This is a genomic window from Pelagerythrobacter rhizovicinus, assembly GCF_004135625.1.
Lineage (GTDB): Bacteria > Pseudomonadota > Alphaproteobacteria > Sphingomonadales > Sphingomonadaceae > Pelagerythrobacter > Pelagerythrobacter rhizovicinus.
On sequence record NZ_SDPV01000002.1, the window covers coordinates 1264612 to 1290572 of the forward strand.

The 25961-nt window shown below is 66.2% G+C and carries 19 protein-coding genes; 6 read left to right on the forward strand and 13 right to left on the reverse strand.

Annotated elements, in window-relative coordinates:
* Window positions 1-81: 81 nt before the first annotated feature.
* The 3 genes from ETX26_RS13950 to ETX26_RS13960 all read right to left on the reverse strand — a co-directional run bounded on the left by ETX26_RS13950 (window position 82) and on the right by ETX26_RS13960 (window position 2081).
* Window positions 82-360, reverse strand: a complete 279-nt coding sequence (locus tag ETX26_RS13950) for a hypothetical protein (protein WP_129525244.1) — start codon at window positions 358-360, stop codon at window positions 82-84.
* Between the two features lie 140 nt (window positions 361-500).
* Window positions 501-1523 (reverse strand): class A beta-lactamase, encoded by a 1023-nt coding sequence (bla, locus tag ETX26_RS13955; RefSeq protein ID WP_129525245.1) that lies wholly within the window; start codon window positions 1521-1523, stop codon window positions 501-503.
* A 150-nt stretch (window positions 1524-1673) separates the two neighbouring features.
* Window positions 1674-2081, reverse strand: coding sequence for a baeRF12 domain-containing protein (locus ETX26_RS13960; RefSeq protein ID WP_129525246.1), 408 nt, complete (start codon window positions 2079-2081; stop codon window positions 1674-1676).
* Between the two features lie 240 nt (window positions 2082-2321).
* Here ETX26_RS13960 and ETX26_RS13965 point away from each other — a divergent pair, with 240 nt between their 5' ends.
* Window positions 2322-4538, forward strand: coding sequence for a DUF305 domain-containing protein (locus ETX26_RS13965; RefSeq protein WP_129525247.1), 2217 nt, complete (start codon window positions 2322-2324; stop codon window positions 4536-4538).
* Between the two features lie 3 nt (window positions 4539-4541).
* On the opposite strand, the gene ETX26_RS13970 is transcribed toward ETX26_RS13965, so the two are convergent.
* The 4 genes from ETX26_RS13970 to ETX26_RS13985 all read right to left on the reverse strand — a co-directional run bounded on the left by ETX26_RS13970 (window position 4542) and on the right by ETX26_RS13985 (window position 10282).
* The gene (locus ETX26_RS13970) at window positions 4542-6509 is read right to left on the reverse strand and encodes a protein-L-isoaspartate(D-aspartate) O-methyltransferase (protein WP_129525248.1); all 1968 of its coding nucleotides are present in this window, start codon (window positions 6507-6509) and stop codon (window positions 4542-4544) included.
* Window positions 6510-6688: 179 nt separating this feature from the next.
* Window positions 6689-8329, reverse strand: coding sequence for a chaperonin GroEL (groL, locus tag ETX26_RS13975; protein WP_129525249.1), 1641 nt, complete (start codon window positions 8327-8329; stop codon window positions 6689-6691).
* Between the two features lie 116 nt (window positions 8330-8445).
* A complete protein-coding gene (gene groES / locus ETX26_RS13980) occupies window positions 8446-8733 on the reverse strand; it encodes a co-chaperone GroES (protein WP_129525250.1) in 288 nt (95 codons plus the stop codon).
* Window positions 8734-8875: 142 nt separating this feature from the next.
* Window positions 8876-10282 carry an MATE family efflux transporter gene (locus ETX26_RS13985; RefSeq protein WP_129525251.1) on the reverse strand — a complete coding sequence of 469 codons (1407 nt, stop codon included), beginning with the start codon at window positions 10280-10282 and terminating at the stop codon, window positions 8876-8878.
* Window positions 10283-10413: 131 nt separating this feature from the next.
* Here ETX26_RS13985 and ETX26_RS13990 point away from each other — a divergent pair, with 131 nt between their 5' ends.
* Window positions 10414-10818 (forward strand): c-type cytochrome, encoded by a 405-nt coding sequence (locus ETX26_RS13990; RefSeq protein ID WP_225425791.1) that lies wholly within the window; start codon window positions 10414-10416, stop codon window positions 10816-10818.
* A 196-nt stretch (window positions 10819-11014) separates the two neighbouring features.
* On the opposite strand, the gene rplL is transcribed toward ETX26_RS13990, so the two are convergent.
* From rplL to ETX26_RS14015, 5 genes are all read right to left on the reverse strand, one after another.
* Window positions 11015-11392: a 50S ribosomal protein L7/L12 gene (rplL, locus tag ETX26_RS13995; RefSeq protein ID WP_129525253.1), complete on the reverse strand. Its 378-nt coding sequence runs from the start codon at window positions 11390-11392 to the stop codon at window positions 11015-11017.
* Between the two features lie 70 nt (window positions 11393-11462).
* Window positions 11463-11978, reverse strand: a complete 516-nt coding sequence (gene rplJ / locus ETX26_RS14000; RefSeq protein WP_129525254.1) for a 50S ribosomal protein L10 — start codon at window positions 11976-11978, stop codon at window positions 11463-11465.
* Between the two features lie 302 nt (window positions 11979-12280).
* The gene (locus ETX26_RS14005) at window positions 12281-12544 is read right to left on the reverse strand and encodes a hypothetical protein (RefSeq protein WP_129525255.1); all 264 of its coding nucleotides are present in this window, start codon (window positions 12542-12544) and stop codon (window positions 12281-12283) included.
* Between the two features lie 66 nt (window positions 12545-12610).
* Window positions 12611-12817: a helix-turn-helix domain-containing protein gene (locus tag ETX26_RS14010; protein WP_129525256.1), complete on the reverse strand. Its 207-nt coding sequence runs from the start codon at window positions 12815-12817 to the stop codon at window positions 12611-12613.
* Window positions 12818-12855: 38 nt separating this feature from the next.
* A complete protein-coding gene (locus ETX26_RS14015) occupies window positions 12856-13377 on the reverse strand; it encodes a DUF2975 domain-containing protein (protein ID WP_129525257.1) in 522 nt (173 codons plus the stop codon).
* Between the two features lie 376 nt (window positions 13378-13753).
* On the opposite strand from ETX26_RS14015, the gene rpoB reads away from it, so the two are divergent.
* From rpoB to gltX, 4 genes are all read left to right on the forward strand, one after another.
* On the forward strand, window positions 13754-17947 hold the full coding sequence (gene rpoB, locus ETX26_RS14025; protein WP_129525259.1) for a DNA-directed RNA polymerase subunit beta: 4194 nt from the start codon (window positions 13754-13756) through the stop codon (window positions 17945-17947).
* Between the two features lie 117 nt (window positions 17948-18064).
* Window positions 18065-22390, forward strand: a complete 4326-nt coding sequence (rpoC, locus tag ETX26_RS14030) for a DNA-directed RNA polymerase subunit beta' (RefSeq protein ID WP_129525260.1) — start codon at window positions 18065-18067, stop codon at window positions 22388-22390.
* A 115-nt stretch (window positions 22391-22505) separates the two neighbouring features.
* On the forward strand, window positions 22506-22991 hold the full coding sequence (locus tag ETX26_RS14035; RefSeq protein ID WP_129525261.1) for a hypothetical protein: 486 nt from the start codon (window positions 22506-22508) through the stop codon (window positions 22989-22991).
* A 27-nt stretch (window positions 22992-23018) separates the two neighbouring features.
* Entirely contained in the window at window positions 23019-24365 is a 1347-nt protein-coding gene (gene gltX, locus ETX26_RS14040) for a glutamate--tRNA ligase (protein WP_129525262.1), read from the forward strand.
* Between the two features lie 103 nt (window positions 24366-24468).
* Here gltX and pyk read toward each other — a convergent pair whose 3' ends face one another.
* The gene (gene pyk / locus ETX26_RS14045) at window positions 24469-25923 is read right to left on the reverse strand and encodes a pyruvate kinase (protein WP_129525263.1); all 1455 of its coding nucleotides are present in this window, start codon (window positions 25921-25923) and stop codon (window positions 24469-24471) included.
* Window positions 25924-25961 lie beyond the last annotated feature (38 nt).

Below are 25961 nucleotides of genomic sequence, written 5' to 3' on the forward strand. Positions count from 1 at the left end.
TGCCGCGAGGCGCCGCCCTTTCTCTTTACGACGTACGTACGGTTGGCTTTTCCGGTGCGGAGGCGGTCGGCCGCCAAACCTTCAATCGCCGCCGTCTTCGTCGCTGCGCCTGGACGTGGTCCGCGTCACGTCGCGGTCATGTCCGCTCTTGTCGCTGAAAAAGGCCAGCGCGAACAGGCCGCAGCCGAGAAGGACCGAGACGAACACGCCCAGGATGGTCGCCACCACTGCATGGACGGTCCAGGTGCCGACGAGGTACAGATAGACCAGCGCCGCGATCACCATCAGGACACCCGCGAGAGTGATCCATTTTGCCATGCGCCGGAACTCCCGCGCGGCCTGCTCTCTCGGAGTCGTCATATCCGGCCGCGGGGTATCCGCTTGTCACGGGCGAGGCAACGGCCAAACGCCTCAGGGGCGTAATCCCCTCCTTCGCACGCTAGTTCCTGCGCGAAAGGCGTGCGGGCTCCGCGGCGTCTCATCCCCGCGCCCTGTGGAGATCAGGGCAGTGCCTTCGCTGCCGCCTCGCCGGACCCGTAGGTCGCCTGCGCCCAGGTGATGCCTTGCGGATCATCGTATCCGGAATAGACCGCTCGTGCGATCTGCGCGATCCGGTTCTCCCGAGCCGGGCGCGTCCCCTGACCGGTCACGTAAATCGCAACCGCGAATGCCTGCCCCCCGGGGGTGCGCACGATGCCGATGTCGCTCGAGGTGTTGTTGAGCGAGCCCGTCTTGTGGGCGACGGTCACCCCGGCGGGAAGCAGCGCTGGAATCCGGCGCTTGCCGGTAATGCAGCGCTCCATCGCGCCGAGAATGACCTCGCGACTTCTCTTGGAAAGCCAGCGCCCCTGATAGAGGCCGGCGAGAAGCTGGGTCATCGCACGCGGGGTCGCACTGTCGCGGATGTCGATAGCGGTCGCCGGATCGATCTCTCCGTCGTCACGGACCAGCGTGGCGATATCGCGGGTGAGCTGGAACTCCTCAATTCCGGCGCGCCGCATCCAGTCGTTCACCGCCTCCGGCCCGCCCACGGCGGCGAGCAGCGCGTCGGTCGCCGGATTGCTCGAGCGCGTGATCATCAGCTCGATCAGCTGGCTCGCGGGCAGGTACTTCCCTTTGCGGACCGGCGCCTTGACGCTCGAGAACGGCTCGGAGCGGGCGGGTATCAGGAGCGGAAACTCGCTCGACAGGCTCCAGCGTCCCTGTTCGACCCCTTCCATGAAGGTGGCGGCGACGGCGATCTTGCTGGTGCTCGCCATCGGGAAGCGCTGGTCGCCGAGGATCGAGAATTCCTGCCCCGTCGCGAGGTCGAGCACGGCCACGCCGATGCGGCCGTTGCTGCCGTCGGCCAGCCGCGCGATCTGCTGCTTGAATCCAGTCTCGTATACGGCCTCGAAGGTGCGCGGGGCACGCGTTTCGGTGCCGAGCGCACTGTCGAACGTCGCCTCGAAGCTGGTGGTCTGCGCTTGGGCAGGTTGCGCCACGACGAGGCCGAATGCGAACGCCCCCGCCAGTCCCCTCATGAATCGCGATCCCAGAGCCATGCCCTCTGTCTATTCCTCCCATGGTTGCCAATAACTTAACGGGCTCGGATTCCCACGGGCAAGCGGGCGGGCGACGAGAGGTTGCTCAGCAGCGGTGAAGGCATCGCAGGGCGTTCGCCGGAGGAAAGGTCAGGCGGCGGTGATCGCCTCGGCGATGCGGTCGGTGGTGTCGTGGATCATGGTCTTGGGGATCTCGCCGACCAGCCGCTTTTCAAGCTCGGTATGATAGTGGCGCCGCATCTCCCCCAGTTTCTTGGGATCGGCGATCACCAGCACCTGATCGATCTCGCCTGCTATTGCCTTGGCATTGAGCCATTCCGCGGCAGCGGCGGCGCGGGCGAGCTCGTTGAGATCGTTGCGCTCCGGCTGTTGGCTGCCCGGATCCTGATGGCGCACTCCGGCGCTGAAGTTGGTGAGGGAAAGGTCTGGTCTGCCTACCAGCTCGAGGTTGGGTTCGAACGGCTGGCCCTTGTTTCGCATGACGACGAAGTTCTCTCCGTCCACCAACACGACGTGGGCCTTGTGCGGCAACTTCATGGATTGGCTCTCCTTTCGATGTCACCAACGGGCGAGCCGCGGTATCGTTGCCGCGCGCGCGTCCCGCCGCCGTGCGGACGGCACCGAACGACGCGGCCGAACCGCGGCGATAGTTGCGGAAAAGAGAGGGGGCGCCGACGACGAACCGCTCATACCGCTCGACGGGCGGCGTCTTGACTTGAGCGGCGCGATGGTCCCCATTTCCGCCTTGGGGATATTCCTTTGAGGGGACGCACGATCATGACCGCTTACCGTTTCGCCCGCCTGCCGCTGGCCGTCAGTCTGCTTGCCACTGCCAGCGCTCTTGCGGCGCAAGGGGCGCCGATCGTGCAGCCCGGCGCGCCGGGCGAGGCGACGAAGACTCTTTCGGCCGAGCAGGCGACGCAGCTTGCGAACACGGCTTTCTCGCCCGCCGACGTCGCGTTCATGCAAGGCATGATCGTCCACCACCAGCAGGCGGTCGACATGGCGGCGCTGGTGGAGGGGCGGACCAACAATCCGGACATCGTTGCTGTCGCGGGCCGCATCGACGCGAGCCAGAAGGACGAGATCGGCTTCATGACCGAGTGGCTGCGCGAGCGGAACCAGCAGGTTTCGATGGCCGGCATGGGCCACGCGCACCATCACGCCGGGATGAAGGGCATGGCGACGCCCGAACAGATGGCCCAGCTCGCCGCGTCCAACGGCACCGCGTTCGACCGGCTGTTCCTCCAACTGATGATCCCGCACCACCTGGGCGCGATCGACATGGTCGAGGAACTGCACGATCAGCCCGGCACCGCATACGAGCCGGTGATGTTCGAATTCACCAACGAGGTGGTGAACGACCAGCAGGCTGAGATCGACCGGATGAACACGGTCCTTGCCGGGCTTTCCACCGACCCGCGCGTGGCGCTGAAGGCGGGTCTCCGCGATGCGGGCGAGGCGATCAGCAACCTGCGCCACGTCGTCGCCCTGCCGAAACCGGCGGGCTTCTTCGATCCCGAGAACCCGGCACAACTCCGCCCGCTCAAGCCGGAGAAGGAAGAAGAAGGGGCCGGGCACGAGGGTCACGAGGGGCCGGACAAGGACCAGGAAGCGACCGAAGAGGACAAGCCGGAGTTCGGTGAGCGCGGATCGCTGCTATCGTTCGCGAACACCGACATGGCCTTCTCTGGCGGCCTGCTCGTGGCCGGCAACTACCACGGGTTCAACGCCTATCGCCTGGGCGAGGACGGCGTGCCGCAGCTCGTCAGCTCGACCGTTTGCCCGGGGGGACAAGGCGACGTCTCGATCGTCGGCGACCTGCTGATCATGAGCGTCGAGGACAGCCGCGGGCGGATCGATTGCGGGCTGCAGGGTGTCAGCGGGCGGACCAGCCCCGAACGCTTCCGCGGCCTGCGCATCTTCGACATCTCGGACGTTACTCGCCCGGTGCAGGTCGGGCAGGTGCAGACCTGTCGCGGCAGCCACACGCATTCGATCGTCTCGTCCGACGAGCGGCGGATCGTGGTCTACAACTCGGGCACGTCGTACGTGCGCGAGGAGGACGAGCTCGAGGGCTGCCGCGACACGGCGGGCGATGACACCGCCCTGTTCTCCATCGACGTGATCGAGATCCCCGTCGCGAACCCTGCCGGAGCGCGGATTGTCGATCGCCCGCGCGTCTTTGCCGCCGACGGGCAGATCGCGGGCCTCTGGCGCGGCGGGGACCACGGCGAGGGCACGCAGAGCACCAGCCGGACCGACCAGTGCCACGACATCACCGTGTTTCCGGCCAAGAACATCGCCGCCGGGGCCTGCTCGGGGAACGGCATCATCCTCGACATCTCCGACCCGCTGAAGCCGGTGCGGATCGACGACGTGACCGACAAGGGCTTCGCCTACTGGCACTCGGCGACCTTCAACAACGACGGCACCAAAGTGCTGTTCACCGACGAATGGGGCGGCGGCGGCCGCCCGCGCTGCCAGGCGGGCGATCCGAAGAACTGGGGCGCCGATGCGATCTACGCGATCGAAAACGGCCAGCTCGAGTTCAAGAGCCTCTACAAGCTGCCCGCGCCGCAGACCGACGTGGAGAACTGCGTCGCCCATAACGGCTCGATCATCCCGGTGCCCGGGCGCGACATCTTCGTCCAGGCCTGGTACCAGGGCGGGATCAGCGTGATCGACTTCACCGATGCGGAGAACCCGATCGAGATCGCCTATTTCGACCGCGGACCGGTCGACAAGGACCAGCTCGTCACCGGCGGCTACTGGTCGGCCTACTGGTACAAGGGCCGCATCTACGCAACCGAGATCACCCGCGGGCTCGACGTCTTCGCGCTGGAGCCGAGCGAGTTCCTGACCGAGGCCGAGATCGCCGCGGCGACCGCCGCCCAGTATCCGGGCGACGTCTTCAACCCGCAGACGCAGACGCAGGTCACCTGGCCGGCCGAGGTTGTCGCGGCGGTGGAGGCGAGCCGCAAGGGCGGCTGAGGTCTAGACCCCGGACGGCCAGGTCTCGGGCGCCTGGTCGTGCGGCTCGTGCCGCGCGAGCGGTTCGAGCGCGCGGGTCTCGTCGAACCAGACGTAGGCATCGAACTGCTCGGGCAGCACCGATTCGCTGTAGTGGCTCCAACGTTCGGTCTCGGGGCGATAGATCACGCCGATGAAGCGTTCGAGCAGCGGTTCCGACAGGCGCCGGGCCAGCGCGGGGTCGCTCGAGAGATCGAGCAGGAAGCGCGGCACGCCGCTGTCGTGGCATAGCCGCTCGTAGCTGTCGCGGCGCGAAGGAACGACGCGCTTGACCTCGCGATCGCCGTCCCAGTCGGTCGCTGCCGAGACCGTGCCGGTGTGCGTGCCGAGGCCGATCAGCGCGACCTCCTCGCCCCATTTCTCGCGCGCGAGCTGGCCGATGTTGTGTTCGCCGCGTGCCGCGCCCATCTCGGTCGCGCGCGCGTCGCCGATATGGCTGTTGTGCGCCCAGACCACCGCCTTGGAGCGCGGCCCGCGTGCTTCCAGCAGATGTTCAAGCGTCTCGGCCATATGGCTATCGCGCAGGTTCCAGCTCTCCGCGCCGCCGTAATACATCACGCGGTAGTAGCGCTCGGCCGAGGCGACGAGCCGCGCGTTCATCGCGGCGCCGAAGCTCTCGCCGTCCGCGCCGAGCGCGCGCTCGAGCAGATCGCGGCACTGCGCGACGACGGCCTGCTCGCACTCGGCATAGCCCTTGCGTAGCGCCGCGCGGCCGTAGGTCGCGGGATCGGCCTGCCACGGGGTGAGGCAGCCGTAGCGCTCGCGCGCCACCGCCGCGGCCTCCGGATCGTGCTCGTCGAGGTAGGCAAGCACCGCTTCGATGGAACCGGACATGTTGTAGATGTCGAGGCCGTAGAAGCCGACCTGGTCGTCCTCGCCGCGGCCCTCGTTGATCGTCCTGAGATCGCGCAGGAAACCGGGCATGACCGTGTTGCGCCACATCCATGTGGGGAAGCGCTGGAAGGGCATTGGCGCATCCTCCCGCTGTGGCAGCCCGCGGATATAGCGGTCGTAGGCGGCGGCATCGGGCCAGTCGCCTTCGATCGCGACAACCGTGAAGCCGTGGCGTTCCACGAGGTGACGCGTGATCGCGGCGCGCGCGGCATAGAACTCGTGCGTGCCGTGGCTGCACTCGCCGAGCATGACCACGCGGCGGTCGGCGAAGCGGTCGAACGCCGATGCGAAGCCGGGCTCGTCGACGTCGCCGAGCGGGATCGCGGCATCGGCGATCAGCTCGGGCAGACTCTTTGTGCGGGCCGGCTGGTGGTTGCTGGCCGCGCGTGTGCCACCTTCCGGAACCGCGCCGGGAAGAAGGGGAACAAAGCGCACCGGCGCAATGTCATGGCTCTCCCATGCGTCTTCGCCCGTGCGGACGACGCAGCGGAGCTGCTGGACGTCCTCGCCGCCGACGGGGATGATCAGCCGACCGCCCACGGCAAGCTGCTGCTTGAGCGCTTCGGGCACCTCGATCCCGCGCGCGGCGACCAGAATGGCGTCGAATGGGGCCTCCTCGGGCCATCCCTGCATCCCGTCGCCCGCGATCACGTCGAGATTGTCGTAGCCAAGGGCCGCGACGCGTTCCTGCGCCTGCCGGGCGAGGATCGCGTGGCGCTCGATGGCGAAGACGCGCCGCGCGATGCGCGAAAGGACCGCGGCGGCATAGCCCGAGCCGGCGCCCACCTCGAGCACGCGGTCGCCCGGGGCGACCTCGGCCGCATCGATCATGCTGGCAACGATATAGGGCTGCGAGATCGTCTGCCCCTCGCCGATGGGCAGCGGGCCGTCCTCGTACGCGAATTCGGCCATGTCCTCGGGCACGAAACGCTCGCGCGGCACCTCGCGGAAGGCCTGCAGTATCGGTTCGTCGGTGATGCCGCGGGCGCGGATCTGCCGCTGCACCATGTTTTCGCGTTGCTTGTCGTAGTCGGCCAAGATCGCGCCTTTCCGGCGAGGGCCCGCGTCTCGCGCGATCGGGGCAGGCCCCGCCCGTCGTGTTGATCGCTTCTCCCGCTCAACGACGTGCGCTCGCGATCGTGCCCGCGCGGGGCAAAAGAAAGGGCCCGGCGGATCGCTCCGCCGGGCCCTCGTATCGTCTGACCGGATGGCCGGGCTTAGAAGCCCATGCCGCCCATGCCGCCCATGTCGGGCATCGGGGGAGCGGCCGGCTTGTCTTCCGGCTTCTCGCTGATCGCCGCTTCGGTGGTGATCAGCAGGCCGGCGACCGAGGCCGCGTCCTGCAGAGCGGTGCGAACGACCTTGGTCGGGTCGATCACGCCAGCCTGGACGAGGTTCTCGTAGACATCAGTCGCGGCGTTGAAGCCGAGCGACTCGTCGTTGCCGTCGATCAGCTTGCCGGCGACCACCGCGCCGTCATGACCGGCGTTCTCGGCAATCTGACGGATCGGCGCCTGCAGCGCACGGCGGACGATGTCGACGCCGCGCGTCTGGTCGTCGTTCTCGCCGCTCACGCCCTGAAGCGCGGCCGTGGCGTAGAGCAGCGCGGTGCCGCCGCCCGGGACGATGCCTTCCTCGACCGCGGCGCGGGTCGCATGCAGCGCGTCGTCGACGCGGTCCTTGCGTTCCTTCACCTCGACCTCGGACGCACCGCCGACCTTGATCACGGCAACGCCGCCGGCGAGCTTGGCGAGGCGCTCTTGCAGCTTCTCGCGGTCGTAGTCGCTGGTGGTGTTCTCGATCTGGGTGCGGATTTCGCCCACGCGCGCCTTGATGTCGTCGGCCGAGCCGGCGCCATCGACGATCGTGGTGTTGTCCTTGTCGATGGTGACGCGCTTGGCTTCACCGAGCATGCCCAGCGTGACGTTCTCGAGCTTGATGCCGAGATCCTCGCTGATCATCTCGCCCTTGGTCAGGATCGCGATGTCCTGCAGCATCGCCTTGCGGCGATCGCCAAAGCCGGGGGCCTTGACCGCCGCGACCTTCAGGCCGCCGCGCAGCTTGTTGACCACCAGGGTCGCCAGCGCCTCACCTTCGATGTCCTCGGCGATGATGAGAAGCGGGCGGCCGCTCTGCACGGCAGCTTCGAGCACCGGCAGCATCGACTGCAGGTTGCTGAGCTTCTTCTCGTGGATCAGGATGTACGGGTTATCCAATTCCACCACCATCTTCTCGGGATTGGTGATGAAGTAGGGGCTGAGATAGCCGCGGTCGAACTGCATGCCTTCGACGACGTCGAGCTCGAATTCGAGACCCTTGGCCTCCTCGACGGTGATCACGCCTTCCTTGCCGACCTTCTCCATCGCCTCGGCGATCTTCTCGCCGACTTCGCGGTCGCCGTTGGCCGAGATGATGCCGACCTGGGCGATCTCGTTGGAGCCGGACACGTCCTTCGAACGGCCCTTGAGGTTCTCGACAACCTTGTTGACCGCAAGGTCGATGCCGCGCTTGAGATCCATCGGGTTCATGCCGGCGGCGACCGACTTCATGCCTTCGCGCACGATCGACTGGGCGAGCACGGTGGCGGTGGTGGTGCCGTCACCCGCGAGATCGTTGGTCTTGCTGGCGACTTCGCGCAGCATCTGGGCGCCCATGTTCTCGAACTTGTCCTTGAGCTCGATTTCCTTGGCGACGGTGACGCCGTCCTTGGTGATGCGGGGCGCACCGAAGCTCTTGTCGATCACGACGTTGCGGCCCTTGGGGCCGAGCGTGACCTTCACCGCATTGGCGAGAGTGTCGACGCCGCGCAGGATGCCTTCGCGCGCGTCGCGCGAGAATTTCACGTCCTTGGCTGCCATTGATGTTCTCCTGGTGTCTCATGATCCCCCGCGGAGGCGGGGGTCTCGGTGTTCTGGGTCGAAGGTTTCAGACCAGGCGGCCTGAGGTCCCCGCCTTCGCGGGGACTCAGAAATCATCAGGAGATGATCCCCATGATGTCGCTTTCCTTCATGATCAGCAGGTCTTCGCCGTCGAGCTTGACCTCGGTGCCGGACCACTTGCCGAACAGCACGCGATCGCCTTCCTTGACGTCGAGCGGAGTGATCGTGCCGTCTTCCGCCTTGGCGCCCGAGCCGACGGCGATCACTTCGCCTTCGCTCGGCTTTTCCTTGGCGTTATCGGGGATGATGATGCCCCCGGCGGTCTTTTCTTCGGCTTCGATGCGACGGACCAGTACGCGGTCGTGCAGCGGACGAAATGCCATTGGTGTGACCTCTCTGCTAAGAGTGAATGAGTTGCTGTTGGCACTCTCGGTATGAGAGTGCCAGCGCGGCGCATATGTGGATGAGCAGGGTGCTAGTCAACAGGCGCGCGCGCAAAAAAAATCGCGCCGGACGAGGGGCCGGTCAGGCGGGCTGCGGGATGTTCGCCGGATGCCGGATCGTGAGCGCCAGCCGATCGCGCCGGCGCCAGCGGGACACCAGCAGCAGGGCCGCGACGATCAGACCGGCGGCGAGCCCGATCCACACTCCCGTACCTTCGAGCGACGTCGCGAAGCCGAGCGCCAGCGCCACGCCCAGGCCCGGTACCCAGTAACTGAAGATCGCAATCCACATGGGGACGCGCGTGTCCTGCAGGCCGCGCAGCGCCCCGGCCGCGACCGCCTGGACCCCGTCGAACAGCTGGAAGGCGGCGGCGATGACCAGGTATTGCAGTGCGAAACCGACCAGCACGGCGTTCTCCGGCGCCCAGGGATCGATGTAGATCGCCAGCAGCGGTTTCGGGATTGCGATCATTGCGCCCGCAGTCACTGTCATGAAAGCGGTGCCCATGACGATCGCGGTCCATCCCGCCCGCATGATTCCGTCGCGGTCGCGGGCGCCGAAGAAATAGCCGACCCGGATGGTGGCGGCCTGCCCGATCCCGAACGGCACCTGGAACGCCAGCGCCGCGATCTGCAGCGCGACGGTATGCGCGGCGAGCTGCGAGGTGCCGATGTTGCCCATCAGGAATGCCGCCGCGCCGAAGATGCCCGCCTCGGCGGTGATGGTCAGGGCGATGGGCGTGCCGACTCGCACGATCTGGACGAGCCGCCGCCAGTCGGGCCGCCACCAGAAGCCGAAGATGTGATAACGGTGCAGCCGCGGGTCGAGGCGAATTGCGAGGACATAGGCGAGCATGGTGACGATGCCGGTAATGATCGTCGCCACCGCCGCGCCGCGCAGGCCGAGTTCGGGCGCGCCCAGATTGCCGAAGATGAAGGCGTAGTTCGCCAATCCGTTCACCGCGATTCCGCTCGCGGTGATGGCTGTGGCGAAGACCGGACGGCCGAGCGCGGATACGAAGTTACGCAGCACGTTGTTGATCACCATCGGGACCAGCGACCAGATGATCACGAGGTTGTAGGTGCTGGCTAGGCCGATGATCTCTTCCTGCTGACCCGTCAGCCGCATGACCGGTTCGAGCAGGAGGCACAGCCCCATTCCGCCCGCACCGCTGAGAACGGCAAGCCACAGCGCCATGCGGGTCGCGCGGCGGACCGGGCGCAGCGCCGGCGCCCGCGCGCCCAGCTCCTCCGCGATCAGCGGCGCGACCGCCCCGGTCAGTCCGGACAGCGCCCACAGGACAAGCCCGAAAAGCGCGACTGTGATCGCAGATGCGGCGAGCGGCGCCTCGCCCAGCCGCGCGATGAAGATCACGTCGATCGCATAGGTGAGCATCTGCAGCAGATTCGCGAGCGCAAGCGGCCATGCGAGGCGGTAGGTCGCCGCGATTTCGGTGCGCCAGGGCGAGAGGGTGCGTGCGTCGGACATAAAGCCGTCCCGGGTAGGGGCGGCCGGCGGCAACGGGAAGCGGAAATGCCTGCCCATGCATGAATTCGGCGCCAGCGCGTCCTTGGTGCCACAGCTTGCGTGCGGCGCACCGGCACGGCAAGGATCGGCGCATGAGACGAGGCATGGAAGTCGCGCTGCTGGCGCTGGTGCTGACCGGTTGCGGGTCGGGCGACCGCGCCCGCGAACAGGCGGCAGGTTCGGCCGAGCCGTCGGCGACGAAGGAAGCGGCACGGCCGGCAGCCTTTGCCCGCTGCGCCACCTGCCACCAGACCGCGCCGGGGCGCAACGGGATCGGTCCGTCGCTCGCCGGCGTCTATGGAGCGCCGGCGGCGCACGAGCCGACTTATGCCTACAGCGGCGCGATGCGTTCGTCTGGTCTCGTGTGGGACGAGGCGACGCTCGACGCCTATCTCGCAGATCCGCGAAACGTCGTGCCCGGCACCAAGATGGTCTTCCCGGGAGTGCGCGATCCGGCCGAGCGGACCGCGCTCATCGAATACCTGAAGACGCTGTAGGCGTTGGTTTGCGAACGTGGCCGACCGCGCTGCGATCTGTTCGACCGATCGGCCCGAGCCTTACCTGTTTGGGCAAGACCGCTTGCGGGGGGTGCGATGGATGAAGGTGCATCGGCAAGCAATATAGCCGCCCAGCAAAAGGGGGCGGCGCCTTGCGGCACCGCCCCCTTCGCGTGTTCTCGAGAGAAGAAGTCGATTACTTCAGCTCGACGGTGCCGCCGGCTGCCTCGATCTTGCTCTTGACCTCTTCGGCCTCGGCCTTGTTCACGCCTTCCTTGAGCGGCTTCGGCGCGCCTTCGACGAGAGCCTTGGCTTCGGTCAGGCCCAGGCCGGTGATGGCGCGGACTTCCTTGATGACCTGGATCTTCTTGCCACCGTCGCCGGTGAGAATGACGTCGAACTCGTCCTTCTCTTCGGCGGCAGCAGCTTCGCCACCACCGGCGGCGGGGCCGGCAACGGCGACGGCAGCGGCGGCGGAAACGCCCCACTCTTCTTCCAGCGCCTTGGCGAGTTCGGCCGCCTCGAGGACGGTCAGCTTCGAAAGTTCTTCAACGAGCTTGGCGATATCGGCCATGATGTTTCACTCCAGATAAATTCGGCTGGGGCAGGTTGCCCCGGGGAAAATCGCGTTATGCGAGAACCGTTTACGCCGCTTCCTTGGCGCCATAGGCACCGAAGACGCGGGCGAGCTTGGACGCGGGTTCGTTGACGACCCGGGCGATCTTGGTCGCCGGGGCGTTGACGAGGCCCACCAGCGTGCCGCGCAGCTCGTCGAGCGAGGGCATCGAGGCAAGCGCCCTGACCCCGGCTTCGTCGAGCAACTGCCCACCCATCGAACCGCCCACGATCTCGAGCTTGTCGTTCGACTTGGCGAAGTCCACTGCGGCCTTGGCCGCTGCCACCGGGTCTTCCGACCAGGCGAGAGCCGTCGGCCCGGAGAGGTATTCCTCCAGGCCTTCGTACTTGGTGTCCTTCAGGGCGAGCTTGGCAAGGCGGTTCTTCGCAACCTTGTAGGACGCACCGGCTTCGCGCATCTTTCCGCGCAGATCGGTGGACTGCGCCACCGACAGGCCGAGGTTGCGGGTGACAACCACCACGCCGACCTCGTTGAAGACCGCATTGAGCTGGGCGACCGCATCGGCTTTTTGCGTACGATCCATGCCATACTCCTTCACTGTGGCCGACCGGGAGGCTCCCGGACGACCGGCTACGTTGTCCGTGCCGAAAACCCGGCACGGGCGAGTCCGTCGATCAGGGAAGGAGATGCGCCGACTGGCGCGAACCGCGGGTGCAAGGCACCTGCGGGAGAAACTCTTTTCCCCGTCTAGGCCGGAGATTAAGCCCCTGACGGGGCACCGGCTGTCTCGGACGGATGACTGGCGAAACGCAAAGAGGCCCGCCGGTCGGGGCGGGCCTCTAGCAGAAAGTCCGGGCGGGTCAAGCCACCGCGGGGCCGGCCGACTTACATCGGCTCGGTTGTCGGCTCCTCGTCCGAAGTCGTCGTATCGTCCGTCACCGTGTCGTCCGCCATTGTGTCGTCGGTCATGGTCGGGTCGGTCATCGTGGGATCGGCCATGGTGTCGTCGGTCAGCGCCGGATCGGTCATCGTGTCGTTGGCCATCGTGTCGGCCGTCGTGTCTTCCGGCACCTCGGTATCGGTTGCAGGATCACCGCATGCGCCGAGCGCAATGGCGAGCGGAAGGGCGGCAAGTGCGAGCTTTTTCATGGGTAGGCTCCTTTGGTTACTCGCCATATAATTGCCACAATCCCGCTCGGTTCCCGGAATCACGAACTAATTTGCATCTCCTTCGTCATAGACGAGCAGATCTCCCGGTTGACACTCGAGCTCGCGGCAGATCGCCTCGAGAGTCGAGAAGCGGATGGCCTTGGCCTTGCCGGTCTTGAGAATGGAGAGGTTGGCGAGCGTAAGGCCCACGCGCTCCGCCAGTTCGGTCAGGGTCATGCGGCGTTCGCGCAGCAGGTCGTCGAGATGCACCATGATTCTGCTCCCTTCTGCGGTTACATTCGTAAGGGACATCACACGGTCCCTTCCAGGTCTTCGCGCATGGTGGCCCCTTGGCGAAAAACGCGCGCGAGAATGAACAGGACGAGCGCGAGCATCAGTCCGTTCAGCGATATGTCCTCGCCCGAAACCAGTGCCTCCATCGGCTCCATGCGGGCTACGGTAATCCCTATTGAGAACAGACCGAAAGAGACAGCCTGATACGCGATGGCGAGCAGCGCCATCGTCCGCAAACGGTCAGCATTCAAACAGGAGAATGGATCGCCTGCTCCGACGCTGTCCACGATGCGGCCTAGCTGAAGCGCGAAAAACAAAGCGATTCCGGAAGCCAGCAGCGCCAGAAGGAGTGCCAGCGGCAACTCGGAGAGGTGTTCGGGAGCAAGTGCGCTCGCCGATGGCGGCATCAGCCCAAGGGCGCCGGTCTGCCAGACGATATAGGTCACGAGACCGATCAGGAGCAACGCGCCGCCGGCGGCGAATACTCCCGCCATGATCCAGATGGCGAAGCGGCTGAGCCGCAGCAATGGATCCTTCATGATGATTCTCCCCTTTAGCAGTTGATATCGATAGTCGATAATATCGCCCGGCCTTATTGTCAATCGATAATATCGAAAAACGATATGGCGCTTTGTTTTGGATATCTGCCGGCCCGTTGACAGCGCAGGCGGCAAATCCTACATGCCCTCCGACCGCACGCTTCGAGCAAGGTCCGTTCATGCGCGGGATCGGACCAAGGAATGGAAGCGGCTTTCCATATTCGCGACGTTCGATCGAGCTGCAGCAGGCCCCGTAAGGGCGCGATTTGCTGCGGCTTTCTGGCGTCTCGCGATGTGGTGCTCCACGCGCAGCGCATGAATTTCAATGCCGGCGGCGCGATGCCTCCGGCGCAGCACGAAGAGGCGAATCACCTCCATGGCGACCAAGGCAAAGGCGACCGGCGCGAAGGCATCGGCGAACACCGGCACCGCAAAGAAGCGCATCCGCAAGATTTTCGGCGACATCCACGAAGTCGTGCAGATGCCGAACCTGATCGAAGTCCAGCGCGAGAGTTACGAGCAATTCCTGCGCTCCGATCCTTCGATTGATTACGTCTCCGGCCTGGAAAAGACGCTGCGCAGCGTCTTCCCGATCCGCGACTTCGCCGGCACCGCCGAACTCGATTTCGTGCACTACGAGCTCGAGCCGCCGAAGTACGACACGACCGAGTGCCGCCAGCGCGGCATCACCTACGCGGCGCCGATGAAGGTCACGCTGCGCCTGATCGTGTTCGAGGTCGACCAGGAGACCGAGACCCGTTCCGTGCTCGATATCAAGGAGCAGGACGTCTACATGGGCGACATGCCGCTCATGACCGAGAACGGCACCTTCCTCATCAACGGTACCGAGCGCGTCATCGTCTCGCAGATGCACCGTTCGCCGGGTGTGCTGTTCGATCACGACCGGGGCAAGACGCACAGCTCGGGCAAGCTGCTGTTCGCGGCGCGCGTCATCCCCTATCGCGGCTCGTGGCTTGACTTCGAGTTCGACGCGAAGGACATCGTGAACGTCCGGATCGACCGCAAGCGCAAGCTGCCGGTCACGGCGCTGCTCTATGCGCTCGGCCTCGATAGCGAGCAGATTCTTCACTACTTCTACGACACCGTCGTGTGGGAGCGCGTCTCCGGCAAGAAGGGCGAAGGCTGGAAGATGCCGTTCGTGCCCGAGCAGTGGCGCGGCGCCAAGCCGGCCTTCCCGCTGGTAGATGCCGCGACCGGCGAGGAGGTGTTCCCCGCCAACCAGAAGATCTCTCCCCGCGCCGCAAACAAGGCGCAGAAGGACGGTCTCAAGGACCTGCTGATCCCCACCGAGGAAATCCTCGGCCGCTACGCCGCGAACGACATGATCGATGAAGCGACGGGCCGCATCTGGATCGAAGCCGGCGACGAAGTTGGCCCCGAGAACCTCGAGGTGCTCGACAAGGCGGGCGTCGACCGGATCGAGCTGCTCGACATCGACGATATCAACACCGGCCCCTGGATCCGCAACACGCTCAAGGCCGACAAGGCCGAGAACCGTGAAGAGGGTCTCGAGGCGATCTACAAGGTCATGCGCCCGGGCGAGCCGCCGACGAAGGAAACCGCCGAAGCGCTGTTCGAAGGTCTTTTCTTCGACGCGGAGCGCTACGACCTTTCCGCGGTCGGCCGCGTGAAGCTCAACATGCGCCTCGGCCTCGATGCCGAGGACACGGTGACCACGCTGCGCAAGGAAGACATCCTCGCGGTGGTCAAGGAACTGGTCGGCCTGAAGGACGGCAAGGGCGAGGTCGACGACATCGACAACCTCGGCAACCGCCGCGTCCGCTCGGTCGGCGAGCTGCTCGAGAACCAGTACCGCATCGGTCTGTTGCGCATGGAACGGGCGGTGAAGGAGCGGATGAGCTCGGTCGACGTCTCGACCGTGATGCCGAACGACCTGATCAACGCAAAGCCCGCGGTGGCCGCGGTGCGCGAGTTCTTCGGTTCCTCGCAGCTCTCGCAGTTCATGGACCAGACCAATCCGCTGTCCGAAGTGACGCATAAGCGCCGCGTCTCGGCGCTCGGGCCGGGCGGCCTCACGCGTGAGCGTGCGGGCTTCGAAGTCCGCGACGTGCACCCGACCCACTACGGCCGCATCTGTCCGATCGAGACGCCGGAAGGGCCGAACATCGGCCTCATCAACTCGCTTGCCAGCTTCAGCCGGGTCAACAAGTACGGTTTCATCGAGACGCCGTACCGCAAGATCGTCGACGGCAAGGTGACGAGCGAAGTCGTCTATCTTTCGGCGATGGAAGAGCAGAAGCATGCCGTGGCGCAGGCTTCGGCGGAGCTCAACGAGGACGGCTCGTTTGTCGAGGAGATGGTCTCGGCTCGCCAGAACGGCGAGTTCGTGATGCTCCCGCGCGAGCAGATCACGCTAATGGACGTCAGCCCCAAGCAGCTCGTCTCGGTTGCCGCGTCGCTTATCCCGTTCCTCGAGAACGACGACGCCAACCGCGCGCTGATGGGCTCGAACATGCAGCGCCAGGCCGTGCCGCTGCTCAAGGCCGAGGCGCCGTTCGTCGGCACCGGCATGGAAGAGACCGTGGCCCGCGATTCGGGCGCGGCGATCTCCGCCACCCGCGGCGGCGTGGTCGATCAGGTGGACGCGACCCGTATCGTGATCCGCGCGATCGGCGATGTCGAACCCGGCCAGTCGGGCGTCGACATCTACACGCTGCAGAAGTTCCAGCGCTCCAACCAGAACACCTGCATCAACCAGCGCCCGCTGGTGAAGGTGGGCGACACGGTCGAGCCGGGCGACATCATCGCAGACGGTCCTTCGACCGATCTCGGCGAGCTGGCGCTGGGCAAGAACAGCCTGGTCGCGTTCATGCCCTGGAACGGCTACAACTACGAGGACTCGATCCTGATCTCCGAACGCATCGTCAAGGACGACGTGTTCACCTCGATCCACATCGAGGAGTTCGAGGTCATGGCCCGCGACACCAAGCTCGGGCCGGAGGACATCACCCGCGACATCCCGAACGTCGGCGAGGAGGCCCTGCGCAACCTCGACGAGGCGGGCATCGTCTACATCGGCGCCGAAGTGCATCCGGGCGACATCCTCGTCGGCAAGATCACGCCCAAGGGTGAAAGCCCGATGACACCGGAGGAGAAGCTCCTCCGCGCGATCTTCGGCGAGAAGGCGAGCGACGTGCGCGACACCTCGCTGCGCCTGCCGCCGGGCGTTTCAGGCACGATCGTCGAAGTGCGCGTGTTCAACCGTCACGGCATCGAGATCGACGACCGCACCCGCGCGATCCAGAACGAGGAAATCGAGCGCCTGCGCAAGGACAGCCAGGATGAACGCGCGATCCTCAACCGGGCGACTTACAACCGCCTCAAGGACATGCTGCTCGGCCAGACCGCTTCGGCCGCGCCCAAGGGCGTCAAGAAGGGCGCCGAGATTACCGAAGAGGTGCTCGACGGGGTCGAGAGGCACGAGTGGTTCAAGTTCGCGGTCGCGGACGACAATCGCCAGGCGCAGATCGAGGCCGTCAAGTCGCAGTACGACGAGGCGGTGAAGGGCATCCAGGACAAGTTCGAGGATCGCAAGGAAAAGCTCGAGCGCGGCGATGAGCTCGCCCCTGGCGTGCTCAAGATGGTCAAGGTCTTCGTTGCGGTGAAGCGCAAGCTGCAGACCGGCGACAAGATGGCCGGCCGCCACGGCAACAAGGGCATCATCAGCCGCGTCCTGCCGGTCGAGGACATGCCGTTCATGGAAGACGGCACCCACGTCGACATGGTGCTGAACCCGCTCGGCGTGCCGTCGCGAATGAACGTCGGGCAGATCTTCGAGACGCACCTCGGCATGGCGGCCCGCGGCCTCGGCCAGCAAGTCGCCGCGGCGCTCGAGGAATGGCGTGCGGCCAATCCCGATCCGGAAGCGGGGCAGGCGCCCGAGGCGGTGCGGAGCAAGCTGAAGGAGGTCTACGGCGAGCAGTATCACGACGAGATCGACGCGCGTTCGCCCGTCGAAGTCGTCGAGCTCGCCGGCAACCTGACCAAGGGCGTTCCGATGGGCACCCCGGTGTTCGACGGCGCGCGCGAGGCCGACGTGACCCGGATGCTCGAACGCGCCGGGCTCGACGGCTCGGGCCAGGTGACGCTCTACGACGGACGCACGGGTGACGCGTTCGACCGCAAGGTGACCGTCGGGCACATGTACATGCTCAAGCTGCATCACCTGGTGGACGACAAGATCCACGCACGCTCGATCGGCCCATACTCGCTCGTCACCCAGCAGCCGCTGGGCGGCAAGGCGCAGTTCGGCGGCCAGCGCTTCGGCGAGATGGAGGTCTGGGCGCTCCAGGCCTACGGCGCCGCCTACACGCTGCAGGAAATCCTCACCGTGAAGTCGGACGACGTGATCGGCCGGACCAAGGTCTACGAGGCGATCGTCAAGGGCGACGACACCTTCGAAGCCGGCATTCCGGAGAGCTTCAACGTGCTCGTGAAGGAAATGCGCAGCCTCGGCCTCAACGTCGAACTCAAGTCGCTGACCGACGAGGAAGACGACGAGGACCAGTGGCCGGAAGCGGCGGAATAACGCGTTTCTCCCCCTCCCGCTCGCGGGAGGGGGTCGGGGGGTGGGCCTGACCGCCCGCCCGGAACAGACCCACCCCTAACCCCTCCCGCAAGCGGGAGGGGGACAAAGGAAGAAGAAATGAACGAACTGACCAAATTCACCAACCAGCTCGCCAAGCCCGAGACTTTCGACCAGATCCAGATCGGCATCGCGAGCCCCGAGCGCATCCGTTCGTGGTCTTTCGGCGAGATCAAGAAGCCCGAGACGATCAACTACCGCACGTTCAAGCCCGAGCGTGACGGCCTGTTCTGCGCGCGCATCTTCGGTCCGGTGAAGGACTACGAGTGCCTGTGCGGCAAGTACAAGCGCATGAAGTACAAGGGCGTCGTCTGCGAGAAGTGCGGCGTCGAAGTGACTGTGACCAAGGTCCGCCGCGAGCGCATGGGCCACATCGAGCTGGCCGCACCGGTCGCGCACATCTGGTTCCTGAAGTCGCTGCCGAGTCGCATCGGCCTGCTGCTCGACATGCAGCTCAAGCAGCTCGAGCGCGTGCTCTACTTCGAGGCCTACATCGTCACCGAGCCGGGTCTGACGCCGCTTGAGAAGTTCCAGCTCCTCACCGAGGACGAACTGCTCGAGGCGCAGGACGAATACGGCGAGGACGCCTTCACCGCCGGGATCGGCGCGGAAGCCGTCAAGATCATGCTGATGGACCTCGATCTCGAGCAGGAGCGGGCCGACCTGCTGCAGGAGCTCGAGACCACCAAGTCCGCGCTCAAGCCGAAGAAGATCATCAAGCGCCTGAAAGTCGTCGAGAGTTTCATCGAATCGGGCAACCGCCCCGAGTGGATGATCCTCGAGGTCATTCCGGTCATTCCGCCCGAGCTGCGCCCGCTGGTGCCGCTGGACGGCGGCCGCTTCGCGACCTCGGACCTCAACGACCTCTATCGCCGCGTCATCAACCGCAACAACCGCCTCAAGCGGCTGATCGAACTGCGCGCGCCCGACATCATCGTGCGCAACGAGAAGCGCATGCTGCAGGAAGCTGTCGACGCGCTGTTCGACAACGGCCGCCGCGGCCGCGTGATCACCGGCGCCAACAAGCGCCCGCTCAAGTCGCTCAGCGACATGCTCAAGGGCAAGCAGGGCCGCTTCCGTCAGAACCTGCTCGGCAAGCGCGTCGACTATTCGGGCCGGTCGGTCATCGTGACCGGTCCGGAGCTCAAGCTGCACCAGTGCGGCCTGCCGAAGAAGATGGCGCTCGAGCTGTTCAAGCCGTTCATCTACGCCCGCCTCGACGCCAAGGGCCTGAGCATGACGCTCAAGCAGGCGAAGAAGTGGGTCGAGAAGGAGCGCAAGGAAGTCTGGGACATCCTGGATGAAGTCATCCGCGAGCACCCCGTCCTCCTGAACCGCGCGCCGACGCTTCACCGTCTCGGCATCCAGGCGTTCGAGCCGGTGCTGATCGAGGGCAAGGCGATCCAGCTCCACCCGCTGGTCTGCGCCGCGTTCAACGCCGACTTCGACGGCGACCAGATGGCCGTGCACGTCCCGCTTTCGCTGGAAGCCCAGCTCGAAGCGCGCGTGCTGATGATGTCGACCAACAACATCCTCTCGCCCGCCAACGGCAAGCCCATCATCGTGCCCTCGCAGGACATGGTGCTCGGTCTCTACTACCTGTCGATGGATCGCGAAGGCGAGCCGGGCGAAGGCCGCATGCTGTCCGACATGGCCGAAGTGCACCAGGCGCTGCACGTCGGCGCGGTCACGCTGCACTCGAAGATCGTCAGCCGCGTCCCCCAGGCGGACGAGGACGGCAATGTCGTCATGAAGCGCTTCGAGACGACGCCGGGCCGCATGCTGATCGGCGAATGCCTGCCCAAGAACCACAAGGTTCCGTTCGACATCGTCAACCGCCTTCTCACCAAGAAGGAGATCGGCGACGTCATCGACCAGGTCTATCGCCACACCGGCCAGAAGGACACTGTGCTGTTCGCCGACGCGATCATGGGGCTCGGCTTCCGTCACGCGTTCAAGGCCGGCATCTCGTTCGGCAAGGATGACATGATCATCCCGCACGAGAAGGTGAAGCTGGTCGAGGATACCAAGGCGCTCGTGGCCGATTACGAGCAGCAGTATCAGGACGGCCTGATCACCCAGCAGGAGAAGTACAACAAGGTGATCGACGCCTGGAGCCGCTGCGGCGACCAGGTGGCCGACGCGATGATGGACAAGATCAAGTCGCGCGCGAAGGACGACGACGGCCGCGAGACGCAGATCAACTCGATCTACATGATGAGCCACTCGGGCGCGCGTGGTTCGCCGGCGCAGATGAAGCAGCTTGCCGGCATGCGCGGCCTGATGGCCAAGCCCTCGGGCGAGATCATCGAACAGCCGATCATCTCGAACTTCAAGGAAGGCCTCACCGTTCTCGAGTACTTCAACTCGACCCACGGCGCCCGCAAGGGCCTGGCCGACACCGCGCTCAAGACGGCGAACTCGGGCTACCTGACCCGCCGTCTGGTCGACGTGTCGCAGGACTGCGTGATCGTCGAGGACGACTGCAAGACCGAGAACGCGCTGGAGATGCGCGCGATCGTGCAGGGCGGTTCGGTCATTGCGTCGCTTGGCGAGCGCATCCTCGGCCGCACCGTGGCGGAGGACCTCGTCAACGCCAAGACCGGCGAAGTCATCGTCAAGGCGGGCACGCTGCTCGACGAGCCGATGGTCAAGGCGATCGAGGACGCCGAAGTGCAGGTGGCGAAGATCCGTTCGCCGCTGGTCTGCGAGGCCGAGCAGGGCGTCTGCGCCTGCTGCTACGGGCGTGACCTCGCGCGCGGCACGCCGGTCAACATCGGTGAGGCCGTGGGCGTCATCGCGGCGCAGTCGATCGGCGAGCCGGGCACGCAGCTCACGATGCGGACCTTCCACATCGGCGGTGCGGCGCAGCTCAACGAGACGAGCCACCTCGAGGCGGTGTCGGACGGAAAGGTCGTCTATCGCGACATGCCGACCATCACCGACAAGAAGGGCCGGATCCTCAGCCTCGCCCGCAACGGCGAGCTGGCGGTGATCGATGCCGAAGGGCGCGAGCGCGAGATCCACAAGGTCCCCTATGGCACTGTGCTGATGCACAAGGACGGCGCCAAGGTGAAAGAAGGCGATCGCCTGGCCGAGTGGGATCCGTTCACCCTGCCGATCATCACCGAGCAGTCGGGCGTCGTCCGCTATCAGGACCTGATCGACGGCCAGACGATGGAAGAGCGTGTGGACGAGGCCACCGGAATCGCCCAGCGCGTCGTCACCGAACTGCGCTCCAGTGGCCGCAAGAAGAAGGACGATCTCCGTCCGCGCCTCACCCTGCTGGGCGAGGAAGGCGGCAAGAAGGGTGAGGAGACCGAGGCGGCGCGCTATCTGCTTGCCCCCGGCACCACGCTTTCGGTCGAGGACGGTCAGCAGGTCGAGGCCGGCGACATCCTGGCCCGTGCCTCGCGTGAAGCGGCCAAGACGCGCGACATCACCGGCGGTCTGCCGCGTGTTGCCGAGCTGTTCGAGGCACGCGTGCCCAAGGACAATGCGATCATCGCCAAGATCTCCGGCAAGATCGAGTTCGTCCGCGAGTACAAGGCCAAGCGCAAGATCGCGATCGTGCCGGAGGAAGGGGATGCGGTCGAGTACCTGATCCCCAAGACCAAGGTGATCGACGTCCAGGAAGGCGACTTCGTCAAGAAGGGCGACACCCTGATCTCGGGCAGCCCGAACCCGCACGACATCCTCGAGGTGATGGGGGTCGAGGCCCTTGCCGAGTACCTCGTCAACGAGATCCAGGAAGTCTACCGGCTCCAGGGCGTGAAGATCAACGACAAGCACATCGAGGTGATCGTTCGCCAGATGCTGCAGAAGGTCGAGATCACCGACGGCGGCGACACCACGCTGCTGCCGGGCGAGCAGGTGGACCTCGAGGAGATGAACGAGGTCAATGCCAAGCTCGCCAAGGGCAAGAAGCCGGCCGAGGGCACGCCGATCCTGCTCGGGATCACCAAGGCGAGCCTGCAGACGCGCAGCTTCATCTCGGCCGCTTCGTTCCAGGAGACCACCCGCGTGCTCACGCAGGCGGCGGTCGAAGGGAAGAAGGACACGCTGATCGGCCTCAAGGAGAACGTGATCGTGGGCCGTCTCATCCCCGCCGGCACCGGCGCGGCGATGAACCGCGTTCGCATCACCGCCTCCAGCCGCGACGCTGCCCTCCGCGCCCAGTGGAAGAAGCAGCAGGAAGCGCTGGTCGCGGCGCAGACGGCTGCCGAAGAGCACGAGGCGGAGCTCGCCCAGGGCCCCGAAGCGGCGATCGGCGACGATCCGCTGGCACGGGTCGAAGGCGAGACCCACGGCACCGATGCGGATGCGGGCGAATACCTGCAGCAGTCGGACGAGGGCGAAGCCACCCAGACTGCCGACGGGGAATAAGACACCCGTCCCAAGCGACACGAAGCCCCGCCGGAGCGATCCGGCGGGGCTTTTTCGTGCGCGCGATCGGGGCTAGCCTGCGGCGTCTTCGCACTCGCACGGGAGAACGCCGGACATGCGCCGAATGCTGATCATCCTCGCCGCTTCCGCCGCGCTGGCGGCCTGCCAGCAAACCGACGAGGTTGCCGCGCCCGCCACGCCTCCCGCCGACAGTGGCGCGGCGGCGACGCCCACGGGCGCCACGGACAGCAACACGCCGGCACCCGCGGCGAATGCGCCGGCTTCGCTGGTCGGCGAATACCGCGTCGCCGGCATCGACGGCACCGAGGTTGGCGGGCAGATCGGCATCGCCCTGTCGATCACCGAGGAGAGCATCTTCTACGATCCGCGCTGCGCGGGCCTCGAGTGGACGTACACTTACGAGAGTGGCGCATTGACCACAGATCGCCCCATGGATGCACCGATATGCGAAATCGCGGTTCATCCGGAGAAGCAGCGGCTCGCGGCCGCGCTCGATGCGGTGACGCGGGCGGAGCGGACGCCCTCGAACGGGATCGAACTGACGGGCGGCGGTCACAGCGTCACCCTGTTCTCGCAATAGCCGCGTGGCTCGGCTATCGGGCCGGTCATGACCGTGACCACCCGCTTCGCCCCCTCGCCCACGGGGCGCCTGCACGTCGGCAATATCCGCACCGCGCTGCACAACTGGATGCTCGCCCGGAAGGCCGGCGGTCGATTCCTGCTGCGGATCGACGACACCGATGCGGAACGCAGCCGCGAGGAATACGTCGACGCGATCCGCGCCGATCTCGCCTGGCTCGGGCTCGATCCCGATGGGGAGGAGCGGCAGTCGGCGCGGCTCGACCGCTACGAGACCGCGTTCGAGCGGCTGCGCGCGGCGGGCCGGGTCTATCGCTGCTACGAGACCGCGCAGGAGCTCGATCTCAAGCGCAAGGTCCTGCTCGGGCGCGGGTTGCCGCCAGTCTACGACCGCGCGGCGCTGGCGCTGACCGAGGACGATCACGCGGCCAAGGCGACGGCGGGCGTGGCGCCGCACTGGCGCTTCAAGCTGGATCACGATGAGCCGATCGCCTGGGACGACGGCATTCGCGGAGCGCAGAAGTTCGATCCGGCGCAGCTTTCCGATCCTGTCATCCGCCGGGCGGACGGATCGTGGCTCTACATGCTGCCGAGCGCGGTGGACGATCTCGACATGGGCGTGACCGATGTCCTCCGGGGCGAGGACCACGTCTCGAACACGGCCGTGCAGATCCAGATGTTCAGCGCTCTTATCGCTGCCGGCGACGGCGGGGCGATGCCGCGCTTCGCACACGAGGCGCTGCTCGTCGGCAGCGAGGGCAAGCTGTCGAAGCGGCTCGGCTCGCTCGGCTGCGACGCCTTCCGCGAGCGCGGGATCGAGCCGGAGGCGCTGGTCGCGCTGCTCGCCCGGATCGGTACTTCCCTTCCGGTCGAGCCGATCGCCGACCGCAGTGTGCTGGTTGCGAGCGTCGATCTCGCGACGTTCGGCCGGGCGCCGGCCCGGTTCGATGAAGCCGAACTCGAGCGGATCAACACCGCGATCGTCCATCAGCTCGATTACGCGGTGGTCGCGGACCGGCTGCCGCAGGGCATGGACGCCGCGGGCTGGCATGCCGTGCAGCCCAATCTCGCGACCGTCGGCGACGCCGCCGAATGGTGGCGGCTGGTGACCGGGCCGATTGCGCAACCCGCGTTTTCGGACGAAGACCGCGCCTATCTCGCCGAAGCGGCGCGGCTGCTCGAATGGCGCGAGGATCCATGGCACGCGCTCACCGCCGCACTGAAGCAGGCGACCGGGCGCAAGGGCAAGGCGCTGTTCCTGCCCCTGCGCCAGGCGCTCACCGGCATGGACCACGGACCGGACATGGCCGAGTTGCTGCCGCTGATCGGCGAGGTCGAGGCGCGCGCGAGACTGGAGCGGGCGGCGAAGGGATAGTAATGATCGTCATCCCAGCGAAAGCTGGGATCGCTATCCGCCAGGTCGGACTTCACGGCCCGCGATCCCAGCTTTCGCTGGGATGACGCGAGGGGGCCTCGGCCTACGCCCCGTGCTTCTCCAGTTCGTTGCCGACCAGCGTCACCACGTGGAGCAGATTGGTCGAGCCGGGGGTCCCGAACGGCACGCCGGCGAGCGCGATCAGCTTGCTGCCCGCCCGACCGAAGCCGTGCCGCAGCGCCATGCGCTTGCCCTTGGCGATCATCTCCTCGAAGCTCCCGATGTCCTTCGTGACGACGGCGTGCGCGCCCCATAGCAGCGCGAGGCGGCGCGCGGTCGTCATCGACGGGGTCAGCACCAGCATCGGCACCGACGGCCGCTCGCGCGCGACGCGCCGTGCGGTCGAGCCGGTACCGGTGAAGACCGTCACAGCCTCGATCGCGACCGTGTCCGCGATGGTCATGCAGGCATGGGCGAGCGCATCGGCGGTGGTACGGTCGGGGGGGGTGTCGAGAAAGCGGACGCGGTCCAGGTAGGCATCGTCGCGCTCCACCTGGGTTGCGATCTTGTCCATGATCGTTACCGCTTCCTCGGGCCATTCGCCTGCAGCGGTCTCGGCGCTGAGCATGACTGCATCGGCGCCATCATAGACCGCGTTGGCCACGTCCGACACTTCGGCGCGGGTTGGCGCGGGGCTCTCGATCATCGATTCGAGCATCTGCGTCGCGACGATCACCGGCTTGCCGGCGGTGCGGGTCTTGTTCACGATCTTCTTCTGCAGCGGCGGCACTTCCTGCGGTTCCAGCTCTACGCCGAGATCGCCGCGCGCAACCATGATTCCGTCGGCAAGCTCGACGATCTCGTCCAGCCGTCGCACGGCCATCGGCTTCTCGATCTTCGCGCAGAGCGAGCCGCGGCCACCCATCAGCTTGCGCGCCTCGGCCAGATCCTCCGGCCGCTGCACGAACGAGAGGCCGATCCAGTCTGCGCCGTGCTCGACCGCGAAGGCCAGATCCTTGCGGTCCTTCTCTGTCAGCGCCGGGATCGGTATTTCGGCATCGGGTACGTTCACGCCCTTGCGGTTCGAGATCACGCCGCCGACCTCTGCAGAACAGAAAATCCGGTCCTCGTCCGCCTCGATGACGCGCAGGCGGATCTTGCCGTCATTGATCAGCAGCCGCTGCCCCTTGGCGAGCAGCCCGAACAGCTCGGGGTGGGGCAGGTGGACACGGGTCTCGTCGCCCGGCTCGGGATTGCGGTCGAGCGTGAAGTGGCCGGAATGGCGGATCACCGCCTGCCCATCCTTGAACTCGCCGACCCGCAGCTTGGGGCCCTGCAGGTCGCAGAAGATCGCGATCGGCCGCCCGAACTCCTTCTCCAGCGCACGGATCGCCTGGATTGTTTGCGCGTGGGTCGCGTGATCGCCGTGGCTCATGTTGACGCGGAAGGCGTCTGCGCCGGCCTTGAACAGCCGCCGCAGCATGTCGGGCTCGCGGCTGGCGGGGCCGGTGGTGGCGAGAATCTTGACCTTGCGGGCGCGCGGATCGAGCTTTTGCATGGATGCTGCGCTACGCCAGAGGCGCGGGCCAAGACAAG

What these genes read in the sequence shown, in the direction of transcription:
- rplJ (WP_129525254.1), bottom strand. Translation starts at nt 11,978, where the DNA reads ATGGATCGTACGCAAAAAGCCGATGCGGTCGCCCAGCTCAATGCGGTC.
- ETX26_RS14035 (WP_129525261.1), top strand. Translation starts at nt 22,506, where the DNA reads ATGCGCCGAATGCTGATCATCCTCGCCGCTTCCGCCGCGCTGGCGGCC.
- bla (WP_129525245.1), bottom strand. Translation starts at nt 1,523, where the DNA reads ATGAGGGGACTGGCGGGGGCGTTCGCATTCGGCCTCGTCGTGGCGCAA.
- ETX26_RS13990 (WP_225425791.1), top strand. Translation starts at nt 10,414, where the DNA reads ATGAGACGAGGCATGGAAGTCGCGCTGCTGGCGCTGGTGCTGACCGGT.
- ETX26_RS14005 (WP_129525255.1), bottom strand. Translation starts at nt 12,544, where the DNA reads ATGAAAAAGCTCGCACTTGCCGCCCTTCCGCTCGCCATTGCGCTCGGC.
- rpoB (WP_129525259.1), top strand. Translation starts at nt 13,754, where the DNA reads ATGGCGACCAAGGCAAAGGCGACCGGCGCGAAGGCATCGGCGAACACC.
- ETX26_RS13965 (WP_129525247.1), top strand. Translation starts at nt 2,322, where the DNA reads ATGACCGCTTACCGTTTCGCCCGCCTGCCGCTGGCCGTCAGTCTGCTT.
- ETX26_RS14010 (WP_129525256.1), bottom strand. Translation starts at nt 12,817, where the DNA reads ATGGTGCATCTCGACGACCTGCTGCGCGAACGCCGCATGACCCTGACC.
- groL (WP_129525249.1), bottom strand. Translation starts at nt 8,329, where the DNA reads ATGGCAGCCAAGGACGTGAAATTCTCGCGCGACGCGCGCGAAGGCATC.
- gltX (WP_129525262.1), top strand. Translation starts at nt 23,019, where the DNA reads ATGACCGTGACCACCCGCTTCGCCCCCTCGCCCACGGGGCGCCTGCAC.
- rpoC (WP_129525260.1), top strand. Translation starts at nt 18,065, where the DNA reads ATGAACGAACTGACCAAATTCACCAACCAGCTCGCCAAGCCCGAGACT.
- ETX26_RS13985 (WP_129525251.1), bottom strand. Translation starts at nt 10,282, where the DNA reads ATGTCCGACGCACGCACCCTCTCGCCCTGGCGCACCGAAATCGCGGCG.
- rplL (WP_129525253.1), bottom strand. Translation starts at nt 11,392, where the DNA reads ATGGCCGATATCGCCAAGCTCGTTGAAGAACTTTCGAAGCTGACCGTC.
- ETX26_RS13950 (WP_129525244.1), bottom strand. Translation starts at nt 360, where the DNA reads ATGACGACTCCGAGAGAGCAGGCCGCGCGGGAGTTCCGGCGCATGGCA.
- groES (WP_129525250.1), bottom strand. Translation starts at nt 8,733, where the DNA reads ATGGCATTTCGTCCGCTGCACGACCGCGTACTGGTCCGTCGCATCGAA.
- ETX26_RS14015 (WP_129525257.1), bottom strand. Translation starts at nt 13,377, where the DNA reads ATGAAGGATCCATTGCTGCGGCTCAGCCGCTTCGCCATCTGGATCATG.
- pyk (WP_129525263.1), bottom strand. Translation starts at nt 25,923, where the DNA reads ATGCAAAAGCTCGATCCGCGCGCCCGCAAGGTCAAGATTCTCGCCACC.
- ETX26_RS13960 (WP_129525246.1), bottom strand. Translation starts at nt 2,081, where the DNA reads ATGAAGTTGCCGCACAAGGCCCACGTCGTGTTGGTGGACGGAGAGAAC.